This is a genomic window from Dactylosporangium sp. NPDC005555, assembly GCF_040605635.1.
Taxonomy (GTDB): Bacteria; Actinomycetota; Actinomycetes; order Mycobacteriales; family Micromonosporaceae; genus Dactylosporangium.
Genome location: NZ_JBEXDG010000014.1, coordinates 84,845 through 103,008 on the forward strand (window position 1 = coordinate 84,845; position 18,164 = coordinate 103,008).

The window sequence follows — 18,164 nt, forward strand, 5'->3', positions numbered from 1 at the left end:
CTACAACCCGGTGGATCGCTGGGGTCATGGGAACAGCAATCCACCACGTTGTGGCCGCGGCGGGTGGACACGGCGCAGCGTGGTTGGCCGAAGGTTCTCGGTCAACCACGCTGTGGGAAACGCCGGTCGGTGGATCGGGCGCAGCACGCATCGACCCGGGGACCTCGCCGGGAGCGGCGGAGGGCCGGCGGGTGTCAGGGCTCGCCTTCAGCCTCCTCGTGTGGGGGAAGGCGCCGGCGAGCGCACCGACGAGCTAGCGGCGGGACCTCGCGGCGCGCGGTGCGACCAGGCGCGCCGCGGTCCAGTCCTTGCCGGCGTTGACCGTCGAGGTCTGCTGCAACCCGGCGGTGGGAGCCGACTCGTTGATATCGCTCGGCTCGACGTGTCCGGGACGGCCGGCCTTGGGGGTCAAAAGCCACACCACGCCGTTGTCCGCGAGCGGGCCAAGCGCGTCGATGAGCGTCTCGACCAGGTCGCCGTCGTCGTCGCGCCACCACAGCAGCACCACGTCAACGACCTCGTCGGTCTCCTCGTCGACCAGGTCACCGCACCGGTCGATCAGGACGTCGCGGAGATCCTGGTCGACGTCGTCGTCGTACCCCATCTCCATAACGACCATGCCCGGTTCGACGCCGAACCGGTCCGCCAGGCTCTTCACCTCGGCCTGACCCGCGGTCGCGTTCACTGTCCACTGCCTCCTGTCGCACACCACTGTTAGCGCGTAGTCCACACAGTACGGGCCGTCAACGCAAGTGGCGCACCGATGCGATTCAAAAGATAAAGGTCCAAACTACCGGGCCAACAGCGATTTCGCTCCCTGGACGATCTGTTCCTCGGAGACCAGAACGTGGTTGGCGGCGGGTCCGAGCGGCACGAACGAGTCGACCGCGGCCACCCGGCGGGCCACGCCGACGTAGCCGGCGTCCACCAGGGCGGCGATGATGCCCTCGCCGACGCCGCCGGAGCGGCGGGTCTCGTCGACGACGAGGACGCGGCCGGTGTCGGAGGCGTGCTTGATGATGTCGCCGACGGGCAGGGGCGACAGCCAGCGCAGGTCGACGACGCGGCAGCTGACGCCCTCCTCGGCGAGGCGCGCCGCGGCCCGCAGCGACATCCGCACGCCGTTGCCGAAGGTGATGATGGTGAGGTCGTCGTTGGGGCCGCTGTGGTACGCCCGTGCGCGGCCGATCGGCACGTGGATCGCCGACCACTCGCTGGGTGGCGCGTACTCCGACAGCCACCAGTTGTCGCTGTCACCGTGCAGGTCGCGGGTGTGGTACAGCGCGATCGGCTCGAGGAACACGCAGACGCTGCCGTCGACGACCGCGCTGGCCAGGCAGGTGCGCAGCATGGGAGCGGCGTCCTCGGCCCGGGCGGGCGCGGCGACGACGAGCCCCGGGATGTCGCGGAGCACGGCGAGGGCGTTGTCGTTGTGGAAGTGCCCGCCGAAGCCCTGCTGGTACGCCAGGCCCGCGACCCGCACGACCATCGGGTTGTGATACGCGCCCTGCGAGAAGAACTGCATGGTGGCTGCCTCGCCGCGCAGCTGGTCCTCGGCGTTGTGCAGGTACGCCAGGTACTGGATCTCCGGCACGGGCAGCATCCCGGCGAGGCCGGCGCCGAGGCCGAGCCCGAGGATCGAGGTCTCGTCCAGGAGCGTGTCGAAGACGCGGGCGCTGCCGAAGCGGTCCCGCAGCCCCTTGGTGACGCCGTAGACGCCGCCCTTGGCCGCGACGTCCTCGCCGAAGACCACCATCTGCGGGTACGCGAGCATGGCGTCGGTCAGGGCGGCGTTGATGGTCTGGGCGAGGGTGAGCGGCCCGGCCCGCTCGGGCAGCCGCCCGTTGAACGCGGCCGCCCGCGTCGGCGGATGCACGTTGCCGCGGTGGTCCCCGCCGGGCTCGGCGGCCTGCTGATCTCCGGGTTCCGCGTGTACGGGGGAAGCGTCGCCGGCGGGTTCCGCGTGCCTGGCGTCGGAGGCGGTCTCCGGATCCGGCCAGTCCGCGTCCGGGTCCACGGTCTCGCCGGCCAGGTCGTCGGTCAGGTCATCGGACGAGGCGTCGGCCAGGTCGTCGGCCAGGTCGTCGGACGAGGCGTCGGCCAGGGCGTCGGGGTCCGGGGCGCGGTGCGACGTGACGGCGTGGTGCGGCGCGTCGTCGGCGAGCGGTGCCTCCTGCGAGGAGAGCTCCAGGTCGTCGTCGATGTCGCTGCCCGCGTCCGGGTCCACGGTCTCGTCGACCAGGTCGGCGGCGGCGTCGGCGACGGCCCGGGACACCCGGACCGGCCGGCGCGGGGCGAGGGGCGCGGTCACCTCGGAGGCGCTGGCCAGCTTCGGCTCGCCGAGGACCTCCTCCGCGACCTGCCGCACGTCCCAGCCGAGCTCGTCGTAGCGGGCCATCAGCTCCGCGGGGGTGGCGACCCCGGCCTCGACGAGGAGCCGGGCGGTGCGGACCAGGGGGTCGCGGGCGAGGTCGGCGGCGATCTCGACGGGGGAGCGGTACGCCATCTCCGCGTCCGCGCCCGCGTGGCCCATCAGCCGGACGGTGGTGAGGTGCAGGACCGCGGGCCGGCGGAAGCGCCGCACCCATGCGGCGGCCTCCGCGGCCCGGTCGTAGGTGGCGGCGGTGTCACAGCCGTCGGCGGCGTAGTAGCGCACCCCGGGGCGGCTGCCGAGCGCGGCGGCGACCCAGCCCTCGGGGGAGCGGACGCTGATGCCGAGGGAGTTGTCCTCGCAGACGAACAGCAGCGGCAGCCGCAGCCCGATGTGGTCGCACCAGCCGGCGGTGTTGAAGGCCGCGGTCGCGGCGGCGTGGTTGATCGACGCGTCGCCGAAGGAGCACACGACGAGGGCGTCACCGGGCCAGCCGTGGCCGTTGCCGGTGGCCGGGCTCAGAACGGTGCCCGTGCCGGCTCCGGCGGCGGGTGTACGACGGCGGGCCCGGCCCAGCGCGTACGCGACGCCGACCGAGCGGGGCAGGTGCGACGCGATCGTCGAGGTGGTGGGCACGACGTGCAGGTCGGGGTGGCCGAAGACCTTGTGCCGCCCGCCGGCGATCGGCTCCTTCGCCGACGCGACGACCCCGCGGAGCACGTCGCGGATCGGGTCGCTGCCGGGGACCTGGGCGGCGCGCATGCAGTAGAAGCCGCCGGAGCGGTAGTGCAGCAGGGCGGGGTCGGTCGGGCGGAGCGCCGCGGCGACCGCCGCGTTCCCCTCGTGGCCGGCGGAGCCGATCGTGTAGTAGCCGGCGTCGAAGCCGCGCAGCCAGCGGGCCGCGAGGTCGAGGTGGCGGCTGGTGCACTGGGCGTCGTACAACGCGCGGGCCTGCACCCCGGTGAGCGCGGTGTCGTCCCGCACCGGCTCGTCGAGGTCCCGGATGACCGTGGCGGCGACGAGTCCGGCGAGCTCCGCGCGGAACCGCTCGTCGAGGTCCTGAGGGGTGGTCACGCTCGACAGCATGGCCGAAATTGGTCTTCGTCTGCCAGTCCGATGCGCCGGGGTGCGCCGCCGCGCTCAGCGCCCGGTGCGCCCGGCCAGGGTCCTGTACTGCGAAGACTCCAGGAAGTCCGGCACCAGAAGTGCCGCGGTCACGCCGAGGTCCCGTGCGAGTGCCTCCTCAGGTGTGAGGAACACCATCGCCTGGCCCTCGCCGAGGACGATGTCGTCCTGGGTGGCGTCGGTCGCCGCGCAGTACACGTGCATCTCGACGAGACCGTCGGCCGTCGTCACGGAGGGTCGGGTGCCGGTGACGTAGTGTTCGAGGTCGGTCACGACGAGTCCGGTCTCCTCCAGCACCTCGCGGCGGGCGGCCTCCTCCGGCGTCTCGCCGTCCTCGATCTTGCCGCCGGGCATCGCCCACTGGTCGGGGGAGACCTTCGCGTGGGAGTCGCGGTGCTGCATGAGGACCCGCCCCTGCGGGTCGACGAGGAACACGACGGCGACGCGACGCTCGATCACGTCTGGGATCCTCCCGCCTGCGGGCCGGGAACCCCGGCAGAAACGCGGTTCATTCCTGACTCATCCGTGCAGGAAGCTGAGGCGGACCTGGCGGGTGGCGTTGTCGCCGTTGGGGTCGACCAGGCAGATCGACTGCCAGGTGCCCAGCGCGATCCGCCCGCCGAGGACGGGCAGCGTCGCGTACGGCGCGACGAACGCCGGCATGACGTGGTCGCGGCCGTGGCCGGGGGAGCCGTGCCGGTGCCGCCAGCGGTCGTCGGTGGGCAGGACGTCGTCGAGGGCGCGCAGCAGGTCGTCGTCGCTGCCGGCGCCGGTCTCGATGATCGCGATCCCGGCGGTGGCGTGCGGGGCGAACACGTGCAGCAGCCCGTCGCCGTCCGGCGCGTGCGCGGCGACGAACCGCGCGGCCTCGTCCGTGATGTCGCGCACCACCGGCCGGGAGCCGGTGCGCACGGTGATGACCTCGGAGTGCATGGACTCCAGTCTGTCAGTCGCTGGACGAGGACGACGACCCCGAGTCCGAGGAGGACGAGCCGGAGTCGCTCGACGAGGACGACGACCCGGAGTCCGAGGAGGACCAGGACGACCCCGAGTCGTGGGAGTGCGAGTGGTGGCCGTGGTCCATGCCGTGCCCCCAGCCGTGCACGTGGCCGCCGTGCCCGCCCCCGTGCCCGCCGCCGTGGCTTCCGTGCCCGCCGGAGAAGCCGCCGTCGGGGGTCCAGTCGGGGCCGAGCTGGTTCGGGTCCTGCCCCGGGCCGTAGCTGCCCGGCCGGTACGTGCCGCCCGTGAAGGCGTTGCGGCTGGAGTTGACGACGCCGCGGGTCCGGCGCACGACGAACACGACGATGATGACGGCGACCGCGACCGCGGCCGCGACGCAGAGCAGGGGGACCAGGAGCCACCAGGCGGAGTTCTCGGACACGGCCGCACCGTAGCCGACGTGACCTCCCGGGACGCCCGTTCGGTCGCGGTTCTGTCACCGCCGCGCGCCGCCCGACCGTCAGTCGGTACCGGACGAGGACGAGGATGAGGACGAGCCGGAGTCGCCGGTGGACGACGACGAGCCGGAGTCCGGCGAACCGGAGTCCGTCGAACCGGTGTCGGAGGGGCCGTCGGAGCTCCAGCCCGGCTGGCCCGGGTCGGACGACAGGCCGTCGCCGCCCGAGCGCCGCGCGGAGCCGCGGGACGACGAGGCGATCCCGACCACGAGCACCACGAGCATCAGGATTCCGAAGATCACGAACAGCGCGATGGGCGGCCCGGGGGCCTCCGGCGGGGTGTCGGGCACAGGCGCACCGTAGTCGATGCGACCTCCCGGCGGCGCCCGTTCGGTCGCGGTTTTGTCACCCAGAAGTTACCCGCCGGTATCGTGTCGCGCGTCGCAGTTGGCGCCCCGTAGACGTGACGGATCGCACTGGGTGCAGGCAGGATAGGACATGGGCTCACACATTGCCTCAACAAGTACACCCCGAGGCCATCCCGACCGGTCACCGCCGGCCCACCGCAGCGGCGAACGGTCCTACACCTAGAAGGAACGCCTGTGTCCACCGAACGCAAGCGCCCAGTGATCAGCGACGGCCTGCCGAGTCAACTGCCGGACATCGACCCGGAGGAGACCACCGAATGGGTCGAGTCGCTGGACGGAGTGATCGACGAGCGCGGCACGAAGCGCGCACGGTACGTGATGCTGCGCCTGCTGGAGCGCGCGCGGGAGCGACAGGTCGGCGTGCCGCCGCTCACCACCACGGACTACATCAACACGATCGCGCCGGAGCGTGAGCCCTGGTTCCCCGGCGACGAGCACGTCGAGCGGCGCATCCGCGCCTACATCCGCTGGAACGCGGCGATGCTCGTGCAGCGCGCCCAGCGCCCCGACGTCGGTGTCGGCGGTCACATCTCGACCTTCGCCAGCGCCGCCAGCCTGTACGAGGTGGGCTTCAACCACTTCTTCCGCGGCAAGGACCACCCGGGCGGCGGCGACCAGATCTTCTTCCAGGGGCACGCCTCCCCGGGCATGTACGCGCGCGCGTTCATGGAGGGCCGCCTGAGCGAGCAGCAGCTCGACGGGTTCCGCCAGGAGCTGTCGCACGGCGGCCCGGGAAGGGGCCTGCCCAGCTACCCGCACCCGCGGCTGATGCCCGACTTCTGGGAGTTCCCGACCGTCTCGATGGGTCTGGGCGGCATCAACGCGATCTACCAGGCGCGGTTCAACCGGTACCTGCACAACCGGGGCTTCAAGGACACCAGCCAGCAGCACGTGTGGGCCTTCCTCGGCGACGGTGAGATGGACGAGCCGGAGTCGATCGGCGCGATCGGCGTGGCCGCCCGCGAGGAGCTGGACAACCTCACGTTCGTCATCAACTGCAACCTGCAGCGCCTCGACGGCCCGGTCCGCGGCAACGGCAAGGTCATGCAGGAGCTCGAGGCGTTCTTCCGCGGCGCCGGGTGGAACGTGATCAAGGTCGTCTGGGGCCGGGAGTGGGACCCGCTGCTCGCCGCCGACACCGACGGTGCGCTGGTCAACCTGATGAACGTGACCCCCGACGGCGACTACCAGACCTACAAGGCGGAGTCCGGGGCGTACGTCCGGGAGCACTTCTTCGGCCGCGACCCGCGCACCCGCAAGATGGTCGAGCACCTGTCCGACGACGAGATCTGGAACCTCAAGCGCGGCGGGCACGACTACCGCAAGCTGTACGCGGCGTACAAGGCGGCCACCGAGCACACCGGCCAGCCGACGGTCATCCTCGCCAAGACGATCAAGGGCTGGACGCTCGGCTCGCACTTCGAGGGCCGCAACGCCACGCACCAGATGAAGAAGCTGACCCTGCAGGACGTCAAGGACTTCCGCGACCGGCTGTACCTGGACATCCCCGACAGCGCGATCGGTGACAACCCGTACGCGGTGCCGTACTACCGCCCGGACGAGAAGTCCGACGAGATGCAGTACATGCTGCAGCGGCGCGCGGAGCTCGGCGGCTCGGTGCCGAACCGGCGGACCAAGCACGTGGACCTGAAACTGCCGGATTCGTCCGTGTACGGCGACATCAAGCGCGGCTCGGGCAAGCAGAAGGTCGCCACGACGATGGCGTTCGTGCGCATGCTCAAGGACCTGATGCGCGACAAGGGCATGGGGCGGCGCTGGGTGCCGGTCATCCCCGACGAGGCCCGCACGTTCGGCATGGACTCGCTCTTCCCGACCGCGAAGATCTACTCGCCGCACGGGCAGAACTACACGCCGGTCGACCGGGAGCTGTTCCTGAGCTATCGGGAGTCCACGAACGGGCAGATCCTGCACGAGGGCATCAACGAGGCCGGCTCGGTCGCCTCGTTCACCGCCGCGGCGACCAGCTACGCCACCCACGGCGAGCCGATCATCCCGGTCTACATCTTCTACTCCATGTTCGGCTTCCAGCGCACCGCCGACGGCATCTGGGCGGCCGCCGACCAGATGTCGCGCGGCTTCCTGCTCGGTGCCACCGCGGGGCGCACCACGCTCAACGGTGAGGGCCTGCAGCACGAGGACGGTCACTCGCTGCTCATCGCGGCGACGAACCCGGCCGTGGTGGCCTACGACCCGGCGTTCGGCTTCGAGATCGCGCACATCACCGAGAACGCGGTCAACCGGATGTACGGCGAGAAGCCCGAGGACCTGATCTACTACCTGACGATCTACAACGAGCCGATCTTCCAGCCGGCGGAGCCCGCGGACCTCGACGTGCAGGGCGTGCTCAAGGGCCTCTACAAGTACCAGCCGGCCGAGTCGCGGGAAGGGCCGAAGGCGCAGATCCTCGCCTCCGGCACCGGCATGCAGTGGGCGCTGAAGGCGCAGAGGCTCCTCGCCGAGGAGTGGGGTGTCGCCGCCGACGTGTGGTCCGCGACGTCCTGGACCGAGCTGCGCCGCGACGCGGTCGTCGCCGAGGAGCACAACCTGCTCCACCCGACCGACGAGCCGCGCGTGCCGTACATCACCAAGGCCCTGGAAGGTGCCGAGGGCCCGGTCGTCGCGGTCTCCGACTTCATGCGGGCCGTGCCGGACCTGATCTCCCGCTGGGTACCGAACGACTACACCTCGCTCGGCACCGACGGCTTCGGCCTGTCCGACACCCGGCACGCGCTGCGCCGGCACTTCCACGTCGACGCCGAGTCGATCGTGGTCGCCACGCTGCGCCAGCTCGCCCGCCGCGGCGAGGTCCCGGCGTCGGCCGCCGGCGAGGCCGCGAAGAAGTACGCGATCGACGACGTCAACGCCGCGCCGGTTGGCGAGACCGGCGGCGACTCGTAACGCGGGAGGCATAGAGGGCCGCCCCGTTCCCGGGGCGGCCCTCTTTTCTGGTAAACAAGTTTATGGCGTAAAGTTCTTTGCATGACCCCCGTCGATGACGACGCGCCACCCGCCTCGCCCGCCGAGACCCTCGCCCTCATCCAGCAGGAGCGGGCCGCCGTCGCCGGCACCGTCTCGCTCAACCCCCTCGGCTACTACCTGCCGTGGGGCGCCGCCTGGCTGATCGGCTACGGGCTGCTGTTCCTGCGCTACGGGCCCGACGGGCGGATCTTCGTCGACCTGCCCGCCTGGCTGCCCCTCGTGGTGCTGTTCGCGGCCATGGTCCTGGCCATGATCAGCACCGCGGTCGTCTCCGCCCGGCGCGGCCGCGGCGTCGAGGGCCGCTCGACGTGGCAGGGCACGGCCTACGGTTTCGCCTGGTTCCTCGCGTTCGCCGGCGTCGGCTCCACCACCGGGCGCTTCGCCAAGTACCTGCCGGAGCAGGAGCAGGGCCTGCTGTGGGCGTGCGTGTCCGTCGGCACCGTCGCAGTCATGTACATGGTGGGGTCCGCGATCTGGCTGTCGCGCGACATGTTCGTCCTCGGCGCCTGGCTCACGGTCATCAACATCGCCGGCGTCGCCCTCGGCCCCGGCTGGCACTCGCTGCTCGTCGCGGTCGGCGGGGGCGGCGGCCTGATCCTGTTCGGGCTGATCCTGTGGGCACGTGAGCGGCGGCGGCGTGGCTGACCTCGACCCCGTGATCCACGCCCAGGCGAGACTCCGGATCATGGCGGCGCTCTCCGCCCTGGCCGACGGCGACCGGATGACCTTCCCGCGCCTCCAGCAGATCCTCGACATGACCGCCGGCAACCTGTCGGTCCACCTGACCAAGCTCGAGCAGGCCGGCTATGTCGAGGTCGCCAAGTCCTTCCGCGGCCGCACCCCGACCACCTCCGCCGCGCTGAGCGCCCGGGGACGCGTCGCGTTCGACGACTACACCGCGGCGGTGCGCGCCCTCCTCGACCCCCCGAAGGAGTCCTGATGGAACTGCTTGCCAGAACGGTCGACGTCACCCGCCGCTACGGCGACCAGGTGGCCCTCGACGGTGTGAGCCTCGACATCCCCGCCGGTGGGGTGGTCGGGCTGCTCGGCCCCAACGGCGCCGGCAAGTCCACGCTCATCAACCTCCTCGTCGGCCTGCGCCGTCCCACGAGCGGCCATGTCGAGCTCTTCGGCGGTGACCCCCGCGACCCCGCGAGCCGGCGCCGCATCGGCGTCACACCGCAGGAGACCGGGCTGCCCGCGACGCTGCGGGTCCGCGAGTGCGTCGCGTTCGTCGCCGCCCACTTCGCCGACCCGGTCCCCACCGGCGAGCTCCTGGCGGGCTTCGGCCTCACCGAGGTCGCCGGGCGGCAGACCGGCGGGCTGTCCGGCGGGCAGAAACGGCGCCTCGCCGTCGCGCTCGGCTTCGTCGGCCGCCCCGACCTCGTCTTCCTCGACGAGCCGACGACGGGCCTCGACGTGCAGGCCCGTCGCGAGCTGTGGGATCACGTGCGGGAATACGGGCGGACCGGCACCGTCGTGCTGACCAGCCACTACCTGGAGGAGATCGAGGCCCTCGCCGACCGGGTCGTCGTCGTCGGCCGCGGCCGGGTCCTCGCCGACGACACCGTCGAGGCGATCCGCGGCATGGTCGGCATCCACCGGGTCAGCATCGCCGCCACCGAGCTGCCCGACCTGCCCGGCGTCGTCGGCGTCGAGCAGGCCGACGGCCGCACCTCGCTGCTCACCCCGGACCCCGACCAGCTGGTCCGGGACCTGGTCCGGTCCGGGGTCGCGTTCCACGGCCTGCAGGTCCAGCCGACCACCCTCGAAGAGGCCTTCCTGACGCTCACGACCGCGAAGACGGGATCCTGACCATGTCGCTGGCGCTCACCCACGCCCGGTTCCGCATCCTGGAGACGATCCGCATCCCCGTCGCCGTCGTCGGCGGCGCGTTCTTCCCCGCCGCGTCGATGCTGTTCTTCGTCGTGCCGTTCGCCGGGGACGACCCGGTCGGCGCCACCTACGCCACCGCGTCGATGGTCATGTTCGCCGTCATGACCAGTTCGCTGTTCACGTACGGGGTCGGCGTCTCCGAGGACCGCGCGCAGCCGTGGGACCCGTTCAGCCGGACCCTGCCCGCCGGGCCGGCCGCCGCGTTCACCGGCAGGGTCCTGTGCGGGCTGACGTTCATGTTCATCTCGCTGATCCCCGTCGTCATCATCGGCGCGCTCTTCACCGCGGCGACCGCCACGCCGGTGCGGCTGCTGCTCGCGCTCGGCGCGGTCGTGCTCAGCGCCCTGCCGTTCACGTTCATGGGCCTCGCCATCGGCTACGCCCTGCCGACCAAGGCGGCCCTCGCCGTCGCGCAGATCATCTTCTTCCCGCTCGCGTTCGGCGGCGGGCTGCTGTCGGCGCCGGGTGACGCGCCCGGCTTCGTCGAGACGATCGCCCCCTACCTGCCGACCCGTGGCGCGGTCGAGCTGGTCTGGGCCGCCGTCGGCGACTTCGAGGTGTCGACGACCTCGATGGTCGCGCTGCTCGGCTGGACGGTCGGCGCGGCGGCCCTCGCGGCATGGGCGTACCGCCGCGACGAGGGAGCCCGCTTCAGCTGATCCGCATCCCGGCGCCCTCCGATCGGTGAACGAAAGCCGATTGGAGGGCGCCGATGTATGCCACGAAGAACACGATTCCCGCGATCCCGGCGTTGCGCGCACATCGATCTTCCCAGGTCGCTAGCCTGATACCGCAGGCCTGCGACAGCGCAAGGCCGAGGCGATGTCGAGGTGCTGACAGCCCGAGGTCGAGAATTGCCGAACCATACGACTGGACGCACCGTTTCTCCGATCGCCGGTGAATCCTTTCTTCGGGGAACATGAAATGTATCTGTGGTACCGCGACCTGGCGGTGCGGCTTCCGTTGTCCGCCAGAAGGACACGGACAGGGACGACGACGAGGGTGACGAGGGCGGTGACGGCCGTGGCGCAGCCGGACGCGGTCGGTCTCGTCGTGTCGTACCTGCGCGCGCAGCACCACCTGTCGGCCGCGACGCTGGTGACCGCGCGTCCTGAGGATCTGGGCGGGGAACTGCCGGTCCTGCTCGTGGAGGCGGTGGGGGAGCCGGTGCGCTCCCGGCTGCCGTGGGCCCGTCAGGCCCGCTGGCGGATCGGGCTGCAGGCGTGGGCCGAGCCCGACCGGGTGGAGGCGTTCATCTACGGCGCGCTGACCGCGCTGCTCGCCGCGCGCGGCGTCCGGCTGCCCGGCGGGGGGCGGATCGTCCGGGTCGACCCGGCGGCCGAGCCCACGGAGGTGCCCGATCGGAAGGCGGGCGACGCCGTCAGCCGGGTGGTGGCCACCGTCGACGTCTCGATCGGTTACTGATCACTAGAGTAGATCAACACTCAACGATGAGTAGACGGTTCGTCAACCGTTGAGTAACGCTGCCGGGTTACAAGGGTCGACGTAGGGCTACACCAGCGCTACGTTGGGCAGCGGCATGAATTCTGCACGTGAATCTTTTCCGATGCCTAGCGAGCTCTGGGACGTCCGCCGCTCGGCGGGTCGCCCGTGCGCGCACGAGCGCGGACATGGCAACGGCCGGTCCCCCCGAGAGGACCGGCCGTCGGCTGTGGTGGGGGTGTTACGCGGCGGAACGCCAGGTGGCCCGCGGTCCGGCGGTCGCCAGCGGGCCCGCCCCGATGGCGTCGAGCATCAGCGCCTGCACGGCGTAGGGCTCCGCCGGCCGCCAGTCGTGCGTCTCCGGGGACAGCTCCCAGCGGACCCGCCCGCCGAACTGCGGGCTCGGCGCCGCCGGCACCCACGAGCCCTGCCCGTGCAGCACCACGTCGGGCTGCTGGGCGAGCTCCGGCAGCAGGCCGTGCCCGGGCAGCACCAGGAAGAACCAGCGGTCGCCCTGCCCCTTCTGCTGGGCGACGGCGACCGGTCCCCGCGCCGCGACGAAGCCGTCGCCGAGCAGCGCGGCCCGGCCCAGTGTCGCGGAGACCTCCAGCACGTCGAAGGCGTGCCCGGTCGGGAAGAGCACCGTGTGGGGGTTCCGGCTCCACCACTGCGCGACGACCGCCGGGGAGCGGCTCGGCGTGCGGGCGCAGGACGGCACCGGGTGGCACGCCACGGTGCGGCAGCCGACCTCGCCGCAGTCGAAGCGGCGCTCCTTCGCGTGCCGGCCGGCCCGCTGGCCGAGCAAGTAGGCGCCGGGCAGCACGTGCCAGCCGTGATCGACGTAGCGCAGGGCCGCTTTGCGCAGTTTGGCGCGTTCCCAGGACCGCATGTGCTCCTCCTAGCAGGGGAGATCACTCGAAAGTGCCCACAGGACCACGTCGCGTCACCGGACGCCGTGTGCGTCGTTGGTATTGGCAACGGGGGCTGCAAGTTGCACATCGGAACCTATGAGCACGGACGCCGGACGAACCGCACAAAAGGTGCGATGTCGACCGAGCGGGTGACCTCCGGAGGTGAGCGGCGTGGATGAGCTGCCGATCGGCCGGCGCGTGGCCTACTGGCGGAACCGGCGCAAGATGTCCCAGCAGGTCTTCGCGGACCGGCTCGGGAAGTCGAAGAGCTGGGTCGACAAGGTCGAGCGCGGGGTGCGGCGGCTGGACAAGTTCTCGGTGGTCTACGAGATCGCCGACGTGCTCCAGCTGGACGTGCAGATCCTGCTCGGCAAGGACCCCGAGCGGCGGCCCGACAGCGTCAACTGCGTCGACCAGGTCGAGGTCGAGGAGATCCGCGCCGCCCTGGAGCGGTACGACCAGATCAGCGCCTTCTTCTACGCGCCGCCCGAGCCGCCGCCCCTGGCGGAGATGCGCAAGGCCGTCACCCACGCCTGGCTGAGCTACCAGCACGCCAAATACGGGATGCTGGCCCGCACCCTGCCGCGCCTGCTGCGCGAGGCCCAGGCCGCCGACACCGCCTACGCCGACGGCGGGCAGGGCCAGGAGGCCGCCCACCTGCTCGGGCAGGTCTACCAGATCGCCTCCTCGGCGCTGCGCAAGCTCGGTGAGCACGAGCTCGCCTGGCTCGCCGCCGACCGGTCGATCGCCGTGTCGCAGCGCGCCGGCGACCAGCTCCTCGCCGGCTCGGCCACCACCCGCGTCGCCCTCGCGCTGCTCGCCCTCGGCCGGTCCCGGCCCGCCCTGGAGATCAACGTCAACATCGCCAGCCGGCTCGCCCCCGGGAGCAACGGCAACGACTGCGCACCGGAGCGCCTCTCGGTCTACGGGATGCTGCTGCTGCAGGGTGCGATGGCCGCGGCCCGCATCGGCGACGGCGCCACCGTCCGGGACCTCCTCGGCGGGGCGGAGGAGGCCGCCAAGGGCCTCGACGGCGACCACAACTACTACTGGTCCTCGTTCGGGCCGACCAACGTGCAGCTGCACCGCGCCGCCGCCGCCGTCGAGCTCGGCGAGGGCCGCTTCGCGGTGGAGGTCCACGAAGGCCTCGACCTGGAGGCGTTCCACGCGCTGCTGCCCGAGCGCCGGGCCCACCACTACCTCGACCAGGCCCGCGCGCACGCGATCCTCGGCGACATCGACCTCGCCAGCGAGATGCTGCTGGAGGGCGACCGGCTCGCGCCGTCGGAGATCCGCTGCCGCCCCCTCGCCAGGGAGGTGCTCAGCGACGTGCTGCGGCGCACCCGGGGCACTCCATCGGCGCCCGTCGTGGAACTCGCCGAACACATGAGCGTCGGGGTGTAGCCAGGGAGTAGCACAATGCCCGCATGGCCGGTCATGTCCTATACGCCGTGACGTGCGGATCGCCCGTCACGCAGGATGCCAGCAAGCTCGTGTCTCTCGCTCAGGCGAAAGGCTGGGAGGTCTGCGTGGTCGCCACGCCGGACGCCCTCAAATGGCTCGACATCCCGAGCCTCGTCGCACAGACCGGGCACCCCGTCCGGCACCGCTACAAGTACCCCGGCGACCCTGACATCCTCCCGCAGGCCGGTGCGCTGATCGTCGCCCCGGCCACCGTCAACACGATCAACAAGTGGGCCGCCGGCATCGCCGACACCCTCGCCCTCGGCCTGCTCGTCGAAGGCCTCGGCATGGGCCTGCCGATCGTCGCGGTGCCCTTCACCAACGCCGCCATGGCCCGCCACCCCGCCTTCGGCGAGTCGATCTCGAAGCTGCGCTCCTGGGGCGTCACCGTCCTCTACGGCGAGGACGTGCTGCCCCTGCACCCGCCCGGCACCGGCGACAAGCGCACCGCCAGCTTCCCGTGGCATCTGCCTGTCGACGCCCTCGGCGGTCCCAGCGTGGAGTAACCTCGCGCCGTGCTTGTCGCCGAACTCGTCGAGCTGCTAGAGCAGCGGTATCCGCCGTCCTGGGCCGAGAGCTGGGACCGCGTCGGTCTCACCCTCGGCGAGCCGTCCGCGGAGGTCACCAGGATCTTCCTGGCCGTGGACTGCGACCCGCGGACCGTCGAGGAGGCGATCGCCGCCGGGGCGGACTTCATGTTCACCCACCACCCCCTGCTGCTGCGCGGCGTGTCCAGCGTCGCGCCCACCACGTACAAGGGCCGCGTCATCCACCGGATGATCAAGGCGGGCATCGCGCTGCACACCGCGCACACCAACGGCGACGTCGCCAACCCCGGCGTGTCCGACGCGCTCGCCGCCAGGCTCGGGCTGCTCGACGTCCGCCCACTGGTCCCGATCGCCGACACCGGCCGCGGTCACGGGCGCATCGGCCGGTTGCCATCTGCGATGGCACTGTCGGACCTCGCCGCTCTGGTCTCCTCGGCCGTGGGTGGTGTACGGGTGGCAGGGCCCCCCACAGCGGCGGTGGAGACGGTCGCGGTGAGCGGCGGCGCCGGGGACGCGTTCCTCGCCGACGCCGCCCGGGCCGGGGTTGACGCATACTTGACCGCGGATCTGCGCCACCATCCGGCACACGAGCACCTCGCGGGCGGCGGACCGCTGCTGCTCGACGTCTCGCACTGGGCGTCCGAGCGGCCCTGGCTCGACGACGTGGCGGCGTTCCTGCGGCAGGAGACCGGCCTGCCGACCATCGTGTCCGATGTGGACACCTCACCGTGGACATTCGTCGCGGACGCATTGCCGGCGGACGTTCCGCCGGACGCTTTGCCGGCGGGCGTTCCGCCGGACGACGCTTTATTGGAGGACGGCAACTCGTGAAGGCTGACCCAGAGGCTCAGCGTCGCCTGCTCGACCTGCAGGCGATCGACATCGCGCTCACCCAGCTCGCGCACAAGCGCAAGACGCTGCCCGAGCACGCCGAGCTCGACCGGCTGGCCCGCGAGCTGTCCACGATGGAGGACCAGCGCGTCCGCGCCCAGGTCGCCGTCGACGACCTCGACCGCGACATCAACCGGCTCGAGCGCGACGCCGAGCAGGTCCGCGCCCGCAAGGACAAGGACCAGACCCGCCTCGACGCCGGCACCGGCCCCGCCCGCGAGCTGGAGGCCCTCCAGCACGAGATCGCCACGCTCAACCGGCGCCAGGGCGAGCTGGAGGACGCCGAGCTGGAGCTGATGGAGCAGCGGGAGACCGCGCAGGCGACCCTCGACGACATCACCGGCCGGCTCACCGAGACCCGCTCGGTGCGCGCCGCCACCGAGCAGCGCCGCGCCGAGACCGTCGCCGGGATCGCCAAGGACGAGGAGTTCCGCCGGTCCGGTCGCAAACCCCTCGCCGCGGACCTGCCCGCCGACCTCATCACCCTGTACGACAAGATCCGCGAGAGCAGCGGCGGCATCGGCGCCGCCATGCTCCGCCATGGCCGCTGCGAGGGCTGCCGCCTGGAGCTCGCCGGCGGCGACAAGGCCCGCGTCAAGGCCACCGCCCCCGACGAGGTCGTCCGCTGCGAAGAATGCCGGCGCATCCTCGTCCGGACCGCGGAGTCCGGTCTGTGAAGGTCACGATCGAGGCCGACGGCGGGTCCAGGGGCAACCCCGGCCCCGCCGGCTACGGCGCGGTCGTGCGCTCCTCCACCGGCGAGGTCCTCGCCGAACGCCTCGGCCGCCTCGGCGTCACCACCAACAACGTCGCCGAGTACACCGGGCTGATCGAAGGCCTGCGGGCGGCGTCCGAGCTCGGCGCCGACGAGGTCGAGGTCCGCATGGACTCCAAGCTCGTCGTGGAGCAGATGTCGGGCCGGTGGCAGATCAAGCACCCCGGCCTGCGCCCCCTGGCGGCCCAGGCGGGCGAGCTGGCCGGCGGCTTCCGGGCGGTGCGCTACTCGTGGATCCCCCGCGAGCGGAACAAGCACGCCGACCGCCTGGCGAACGCCGCCATGGACGGCGCCTCGGCACCTCCTGTCGCGGCGTGCGCTCCGGTCCTGCCGGACGCCGCTCCGGTCGCGGGTCCCGACTCGCCGGGCCGGGCCGCCGCACGGGCGGTCGCCGCCGCGGCCTCGGGTGCCGCCGCCCAGCCCCCGGTGCCGTCGTCCAGTGCCGATTCGACTGCCGATTCGAGCTCTGCCGATCCGAGCGCTGCCGATGCGTCGACCGCCGAGCCGGTGGCACGCTCGTGGGCGCCGCCGACGACCGGCTCCCCGTTGCGGATGATTCTGGTGCGGCACGGCGAGACGTCGTACACCGTGGAAAAGCGCTATTCGGGGCGCAGTGACATCCCACTGTCCGACCGGGGTCGTGACCAGGCCGCTCGTGCCGCCGGCCGGGTCCGGGTCGTGGCGCCCGATCTCGCCGCCGTCGTCAGCTCGCCGCTGCGGCGGTGCCAGGAGACCGCGGCCGCGATCGTGGCCGGCGGCGACATCGAAGTGGTCGTCGAACAGGACCTCGTCGAGTGCGACTTCGGCGAGTGGGACGGGATGACGTTCGGCGAGGTGCGCGCCGCCTATCCGGGCGAGCTCGACCGGTGGCTCGCCTCGCCGCTCGTCGCGCCGCCCGGGGGCGAGTCGCTGCAGCAGGTCGCGATCCGGGTCAGGCGCGCGCTGCGGCGGTTGCAGCAGCAGTACGCCGGGCAGCAGATCGCCGTCGTCAGCCACGTGACGCCGATCAAGTCGATGCTCCGCGACGCGCTCGCCGCCGGTGACGCGTTCATGTACCGGCTGTACCTCGACCCGGCGGGCGTGTCGATCGTCGACTCGTGGCCCGACGGCGGGGTCGCCGTGCGTACCGTCAACGACACCGCGCATCTGTCCTAGGCAACGGCCCGATAGAGCAGCACCAGACCAACCACCGTGCCGAACGCGACGATCAGCCACTTCAGCACCGCGGACGGCAGCCGCCTGGCGAGGCGTGCCCCGACGTAGCCGCCGATCATCGCGGTCGGCGCGACCACCAGCACGTCCGCCCAGTTCACCGGCCCGAACGCCCCGAACGTGACCACCGTGACGAGCCCGCCGAGCGCGGACACGACGTTCTTCAACGCGCTGATCCTGGCCATCGACCGGTCCAGCACCAGCCCGAGCGCCGCGACCAGCATCACGCCGAGCGCGGCGCCGAAGTACCCACCGTACAGCGAGCCGACGAACACCATCGCGTGCAGGCTCAGCACCCTGCGCCGCGGCGTCATGTCCCGCGGATGCCCGACCACCTTGCGCAGCCGGTCCTGGAACGCGAGGGTGGTCGCGGCGGCCAGCACCAGAAACGGGACCACCAGCTCGAACGCCCTCGCCGGCGTGGCCAGCAGCAGCAGGCACCCCAGCACCGCCCCCACCACCGCCGTCGGCGCGATCCTGAGCACCGCCCGCCGGTCGTCGAGGTCCGACCTGCTGCCGTACACCGAGGCGACGTAGCCGGGGAACACCGACACCGAGTTCGTCACGTTCGCCGCGACGGGACTCAACCCGGTCGCGATCAGCGCCGGGAACGTGATCAGCGACCCGCCGCCGGCGATCGCGTTGACCGTGCCGGCGGCCAGCCCGGCACCCGACAGGAGCGCGATGTCAGCAAGGTTCATGG

At 72.0% G+C, this 18,164-nt stretch carries 19 protein-coding genes; 11 read left to right on the forward strand and 8 right to left on the reverse strand.

What is annotated here, in order from left to right; translation table 11 throughout:
- Positions 1-253: 253 nt before the first annotated feature.
- The 6 genes from ABZS58_RS18275 to ABZS58_RS18300 all read right to left on the reverse strand — a co-directional run bounded on the left by ABZS58_RS18275 (position 254) and on the right by ABZS58_RS18300 (position 5,243).
- Entirely contained in the window at positions 254-685 is a 432-nt protein-coding gene (locus ABZS58_RS18275; protein WP_033362448.1) for a DUF3052 domain-containing protein, read from the reverse strand.
- Between the two features lie 105 nt (positions 686-790).
- Positions 791-3,457 (reverse strand): transketolase C-terminal domain-containing protein, encoded by a 2,667-nt coding sequence (locus ABZS58_RS18280; protein WP_354782810.1) that lies wholly within the window; start codon positions 3,455-3,457, stop codon positions 791-793.
- A 54-nt stretch (positions 3,458-3,511) separates the two neighbouring features.
- Positions 3,512-3,955 carry an NUDIX hydrolase gene (locus tag ABZS58_RS18285; RefSeq protein WP_354782812.1) on the reverse strand — a complete coding sequence of 148 codons (444 nt, stop codon included), beginning with the start codon at positions 3,953-3,955 and terminating at the stop codon, positions 3,512-3,514.
- 60 nt (positions 3,956-4,015) lie between these two features.
- Positions 4,016-4,429 (reverse strand): YjbQ family protein, encoded by a 414-nt coding sequence (locus tag ABZS58_RS18290; RefSeq protein ID WP_354782814.1) that lies wholly within the window; start codon positions 4,427-4,429, stop codon positions 4,016-4,018.
- A gap of 13 nt (positions 4,430-4,442) precedes the next feature.
- The gene (locus ABZS58_RS18295; RefSeq protein ID WP_354782816.1) at positions 4,443-4,877 is read right to left on the reverse strand and encodes a hypothetical protein; all 435 of its coding nucleotides are present in this window, start codon (positions 4,875-4,877) and stop codon (positions 4,443-4,445) included.
- 78 nt (positions 4,878-4,955) lie between these two features.
- Positions 4,956-5,243 carry a hypothetical protein gene (locus tag ABZS58_RS18300; protein ID WP_354782818.1) on the reverse strand — a complete coding sequence of 96 codons (288 nt, stop codon included), beginning with the start codon at positions 5,241-5,243 and terminating at the stop codon, positions 4,956-4,958.
- A 252-nt stretch (positions 5,244-5,495) separates the two neighbouring features.
- On the opposite strand from ABZS58_RS18300, the gene aceE reads away from it, so the two are divergent.
- From aceE to ABZS58_RS18330, 6 genes are all read left to right on the forward strand, one after another.
- The gene (aceE, locus tag ABZS58_RS18305) at positions 5,496-8,240 is read left to right on the forward strand and encodes a pyruvate dehydrogenase (acetyl-transferring), homodimeric type (protein ID WP_354782820.1); all 2,745 of its coding nucleotides are present in this window, start codon (positions 5,496-5,498) and stop codon (positions 8,238-8,240) included.
- A gap of 81 nt (positions 8,241-8,321) precedes the next feature.
- Positions 8,322-8,966, forward strand: a complete 645-nt coding sequence (locus ABZS58_RS18310; protein ID WP_354782822.1) for a transporter — start codon at positions 8,322-8,324, stop codon at positions 8,964-8,966.
- The gene (locus ABZS58_RS18315) at positions 8,959-9,261 is read left to right on the forward strand and encodes a transcriptional regulator (protein WP_354782824.1); all 303 of its coding nucleotides are present in this window, start codon (positions 8,959-8,961) and stop codon (positions 9,259-9,261) included. The genes ABZS58_RS18310 and ABZS58_RS18315 overlap by 8 nt, the downstream gene beginning before the upstream one ends.
- On the forward strand, positions 9,261-10,136 hold the full coding sequence (locus ABZS58_RS18320; RefSeq protein WP_354782826.1) for an ABC transporter ATP-binding protein: 876 nt from the start codon (positions 9,261-9,263) through the stop codon (positions 10,134-10,136). The genes ABZS58_RS18315 and ABZS58_RS18320 overlap by 1 nt, the downstream gene beginning before the upstream one ends.
- A 2-nt stretch (positions 10,137-10,138) precedes the next feature.
- Positions 10,139-10,876 carry an ABC transporter permease gene (locus ABZS58_RS18325; RefSeq protein ID WP_354782828.1) on the forward strand — a complete coding sequence of 246 codons (738 nt, stop codon included), beginning with the start codon at positions 10,139-10,141 and terminating at the stop codon, positions 10,874-10,876.
- Positions 10,877-11,231: 355 nt separating this feature from the next.
- Positions 11,232-11,642, forward strand: a complete 411-nt coding sequence (locus ABZS58_RS18330; protein WP_354782830.1) for a hypothetical protein — start codon at positions 11,232-11,234, stop codon at positions 11,640-11,642.
- A gap of 259 nt (positions 11,643-11,901) precedes the next feature.
- Here ABZS58_RS18330 and ABZS58_RS18335 read toward each other — a convergent pair whose 3' ends face one another.
- Positions 11,902-12,549, reverse strand: coding sequence for a bifunctional DNA primase/polymerase (locus tag ABZS58_RS18335; protein WP_354782832.1), 648 nt, complete (start codon positions 12,547-12,549; stop codon positions 11,902-11,904).
- 193 nt (positions 12,550-12,742) lie between these two features.
- Here ABZS58_RS18335 and ABZS58_RS18340 point away from each other — a divergent pair, with 193 nt between their 5' ends.
- The 5 genes from ABZS58_RS18340 to ABZS58_RS18360 are packed head-to-tail and all read left to right on the forward strand — an operon-like array spanning position 12,743 to position 17,404.
- Complete coding sequence (locus ABZS58_RS18340) at positions 12,743-13,975, forward strand: helix-turn-helix domain-containing protein (RefSeq protein WP_354782834.1); 1,233 nt, start codon at positions 12,743-12,745, stop codon at positions 13,973-13,975.
- A gap of 23 nt (positions 13,976-13,998) precedes the next feature.
- Positions 13,999-14,541: a flavoprotein gene (locus tag ABZS58_RS18345; protein ID WP_354782836.1), complete on the forward strand. Its 543-nt coding sequence runs from the start codon at positions 13,999-14,001 to the stop codon at positions 14,539-14,541.
- A gap of 9 nt (positions 14,542-14,550) precedes the next feature.
- On the forward strand, positions 14,551-15,414 hold the full coding sequence (locus ABZS58_RS18350) for a Nif3-like dinuclear metal center hexameric protein (protein WP_354782838.1): 864 nt from the start codon (positions 14,551-14,553) through the stop codon (positions 15,412-15,414).
- Entirely contained in the window at positions 15,411-16,151 is a 741-nt protein-coding gene (locus tag ABZS58_RS18355) for a C4-type zinc ribbon domain-containing protein (protein WP_354782840.1), read from the forward strand. The genes ABZS58_RS18350 and ABZS58_RS18355 overlap by 4 nt, the downstream gene beginning before the upstream one ends.
- Positions 16,148-17,404: a bifunctional RNase H/acid phosphatase gene (locus ABZS58_RS18360; RefSeq protein ID WP_354782842.1), complete on the forward strand. Its 1,257-nt coding sequence runs from the start codon at positions 16,148-16,150 to the stop codon at positions 17,402-17,404. Before ABZS58_RS18355 ends, ABZS58_RS18360 begins: the two co-directional genes overlap by 4 nt.
- Here the strand turns inward: ABZS58_RS18360 and ABZS58_RS18365 are convergent.
- A complete protein-coding gene (locus ABZS58_RS18365) occupies positions 17,401-18,162 on the reverse strand; it encodes a sulfite exporter TauE/SafE family protein (RefSeq protein WP_354782844.1) in 762 nt (253 codons plus the stop codon). The two genes, ABZS58_RS18360 and ABZS58_RS18365, sit on opposite strands and share 4 nt — an antisense overlap.
- Positions 18,163-18,164 lie beyond the last annotated feature (2 nt).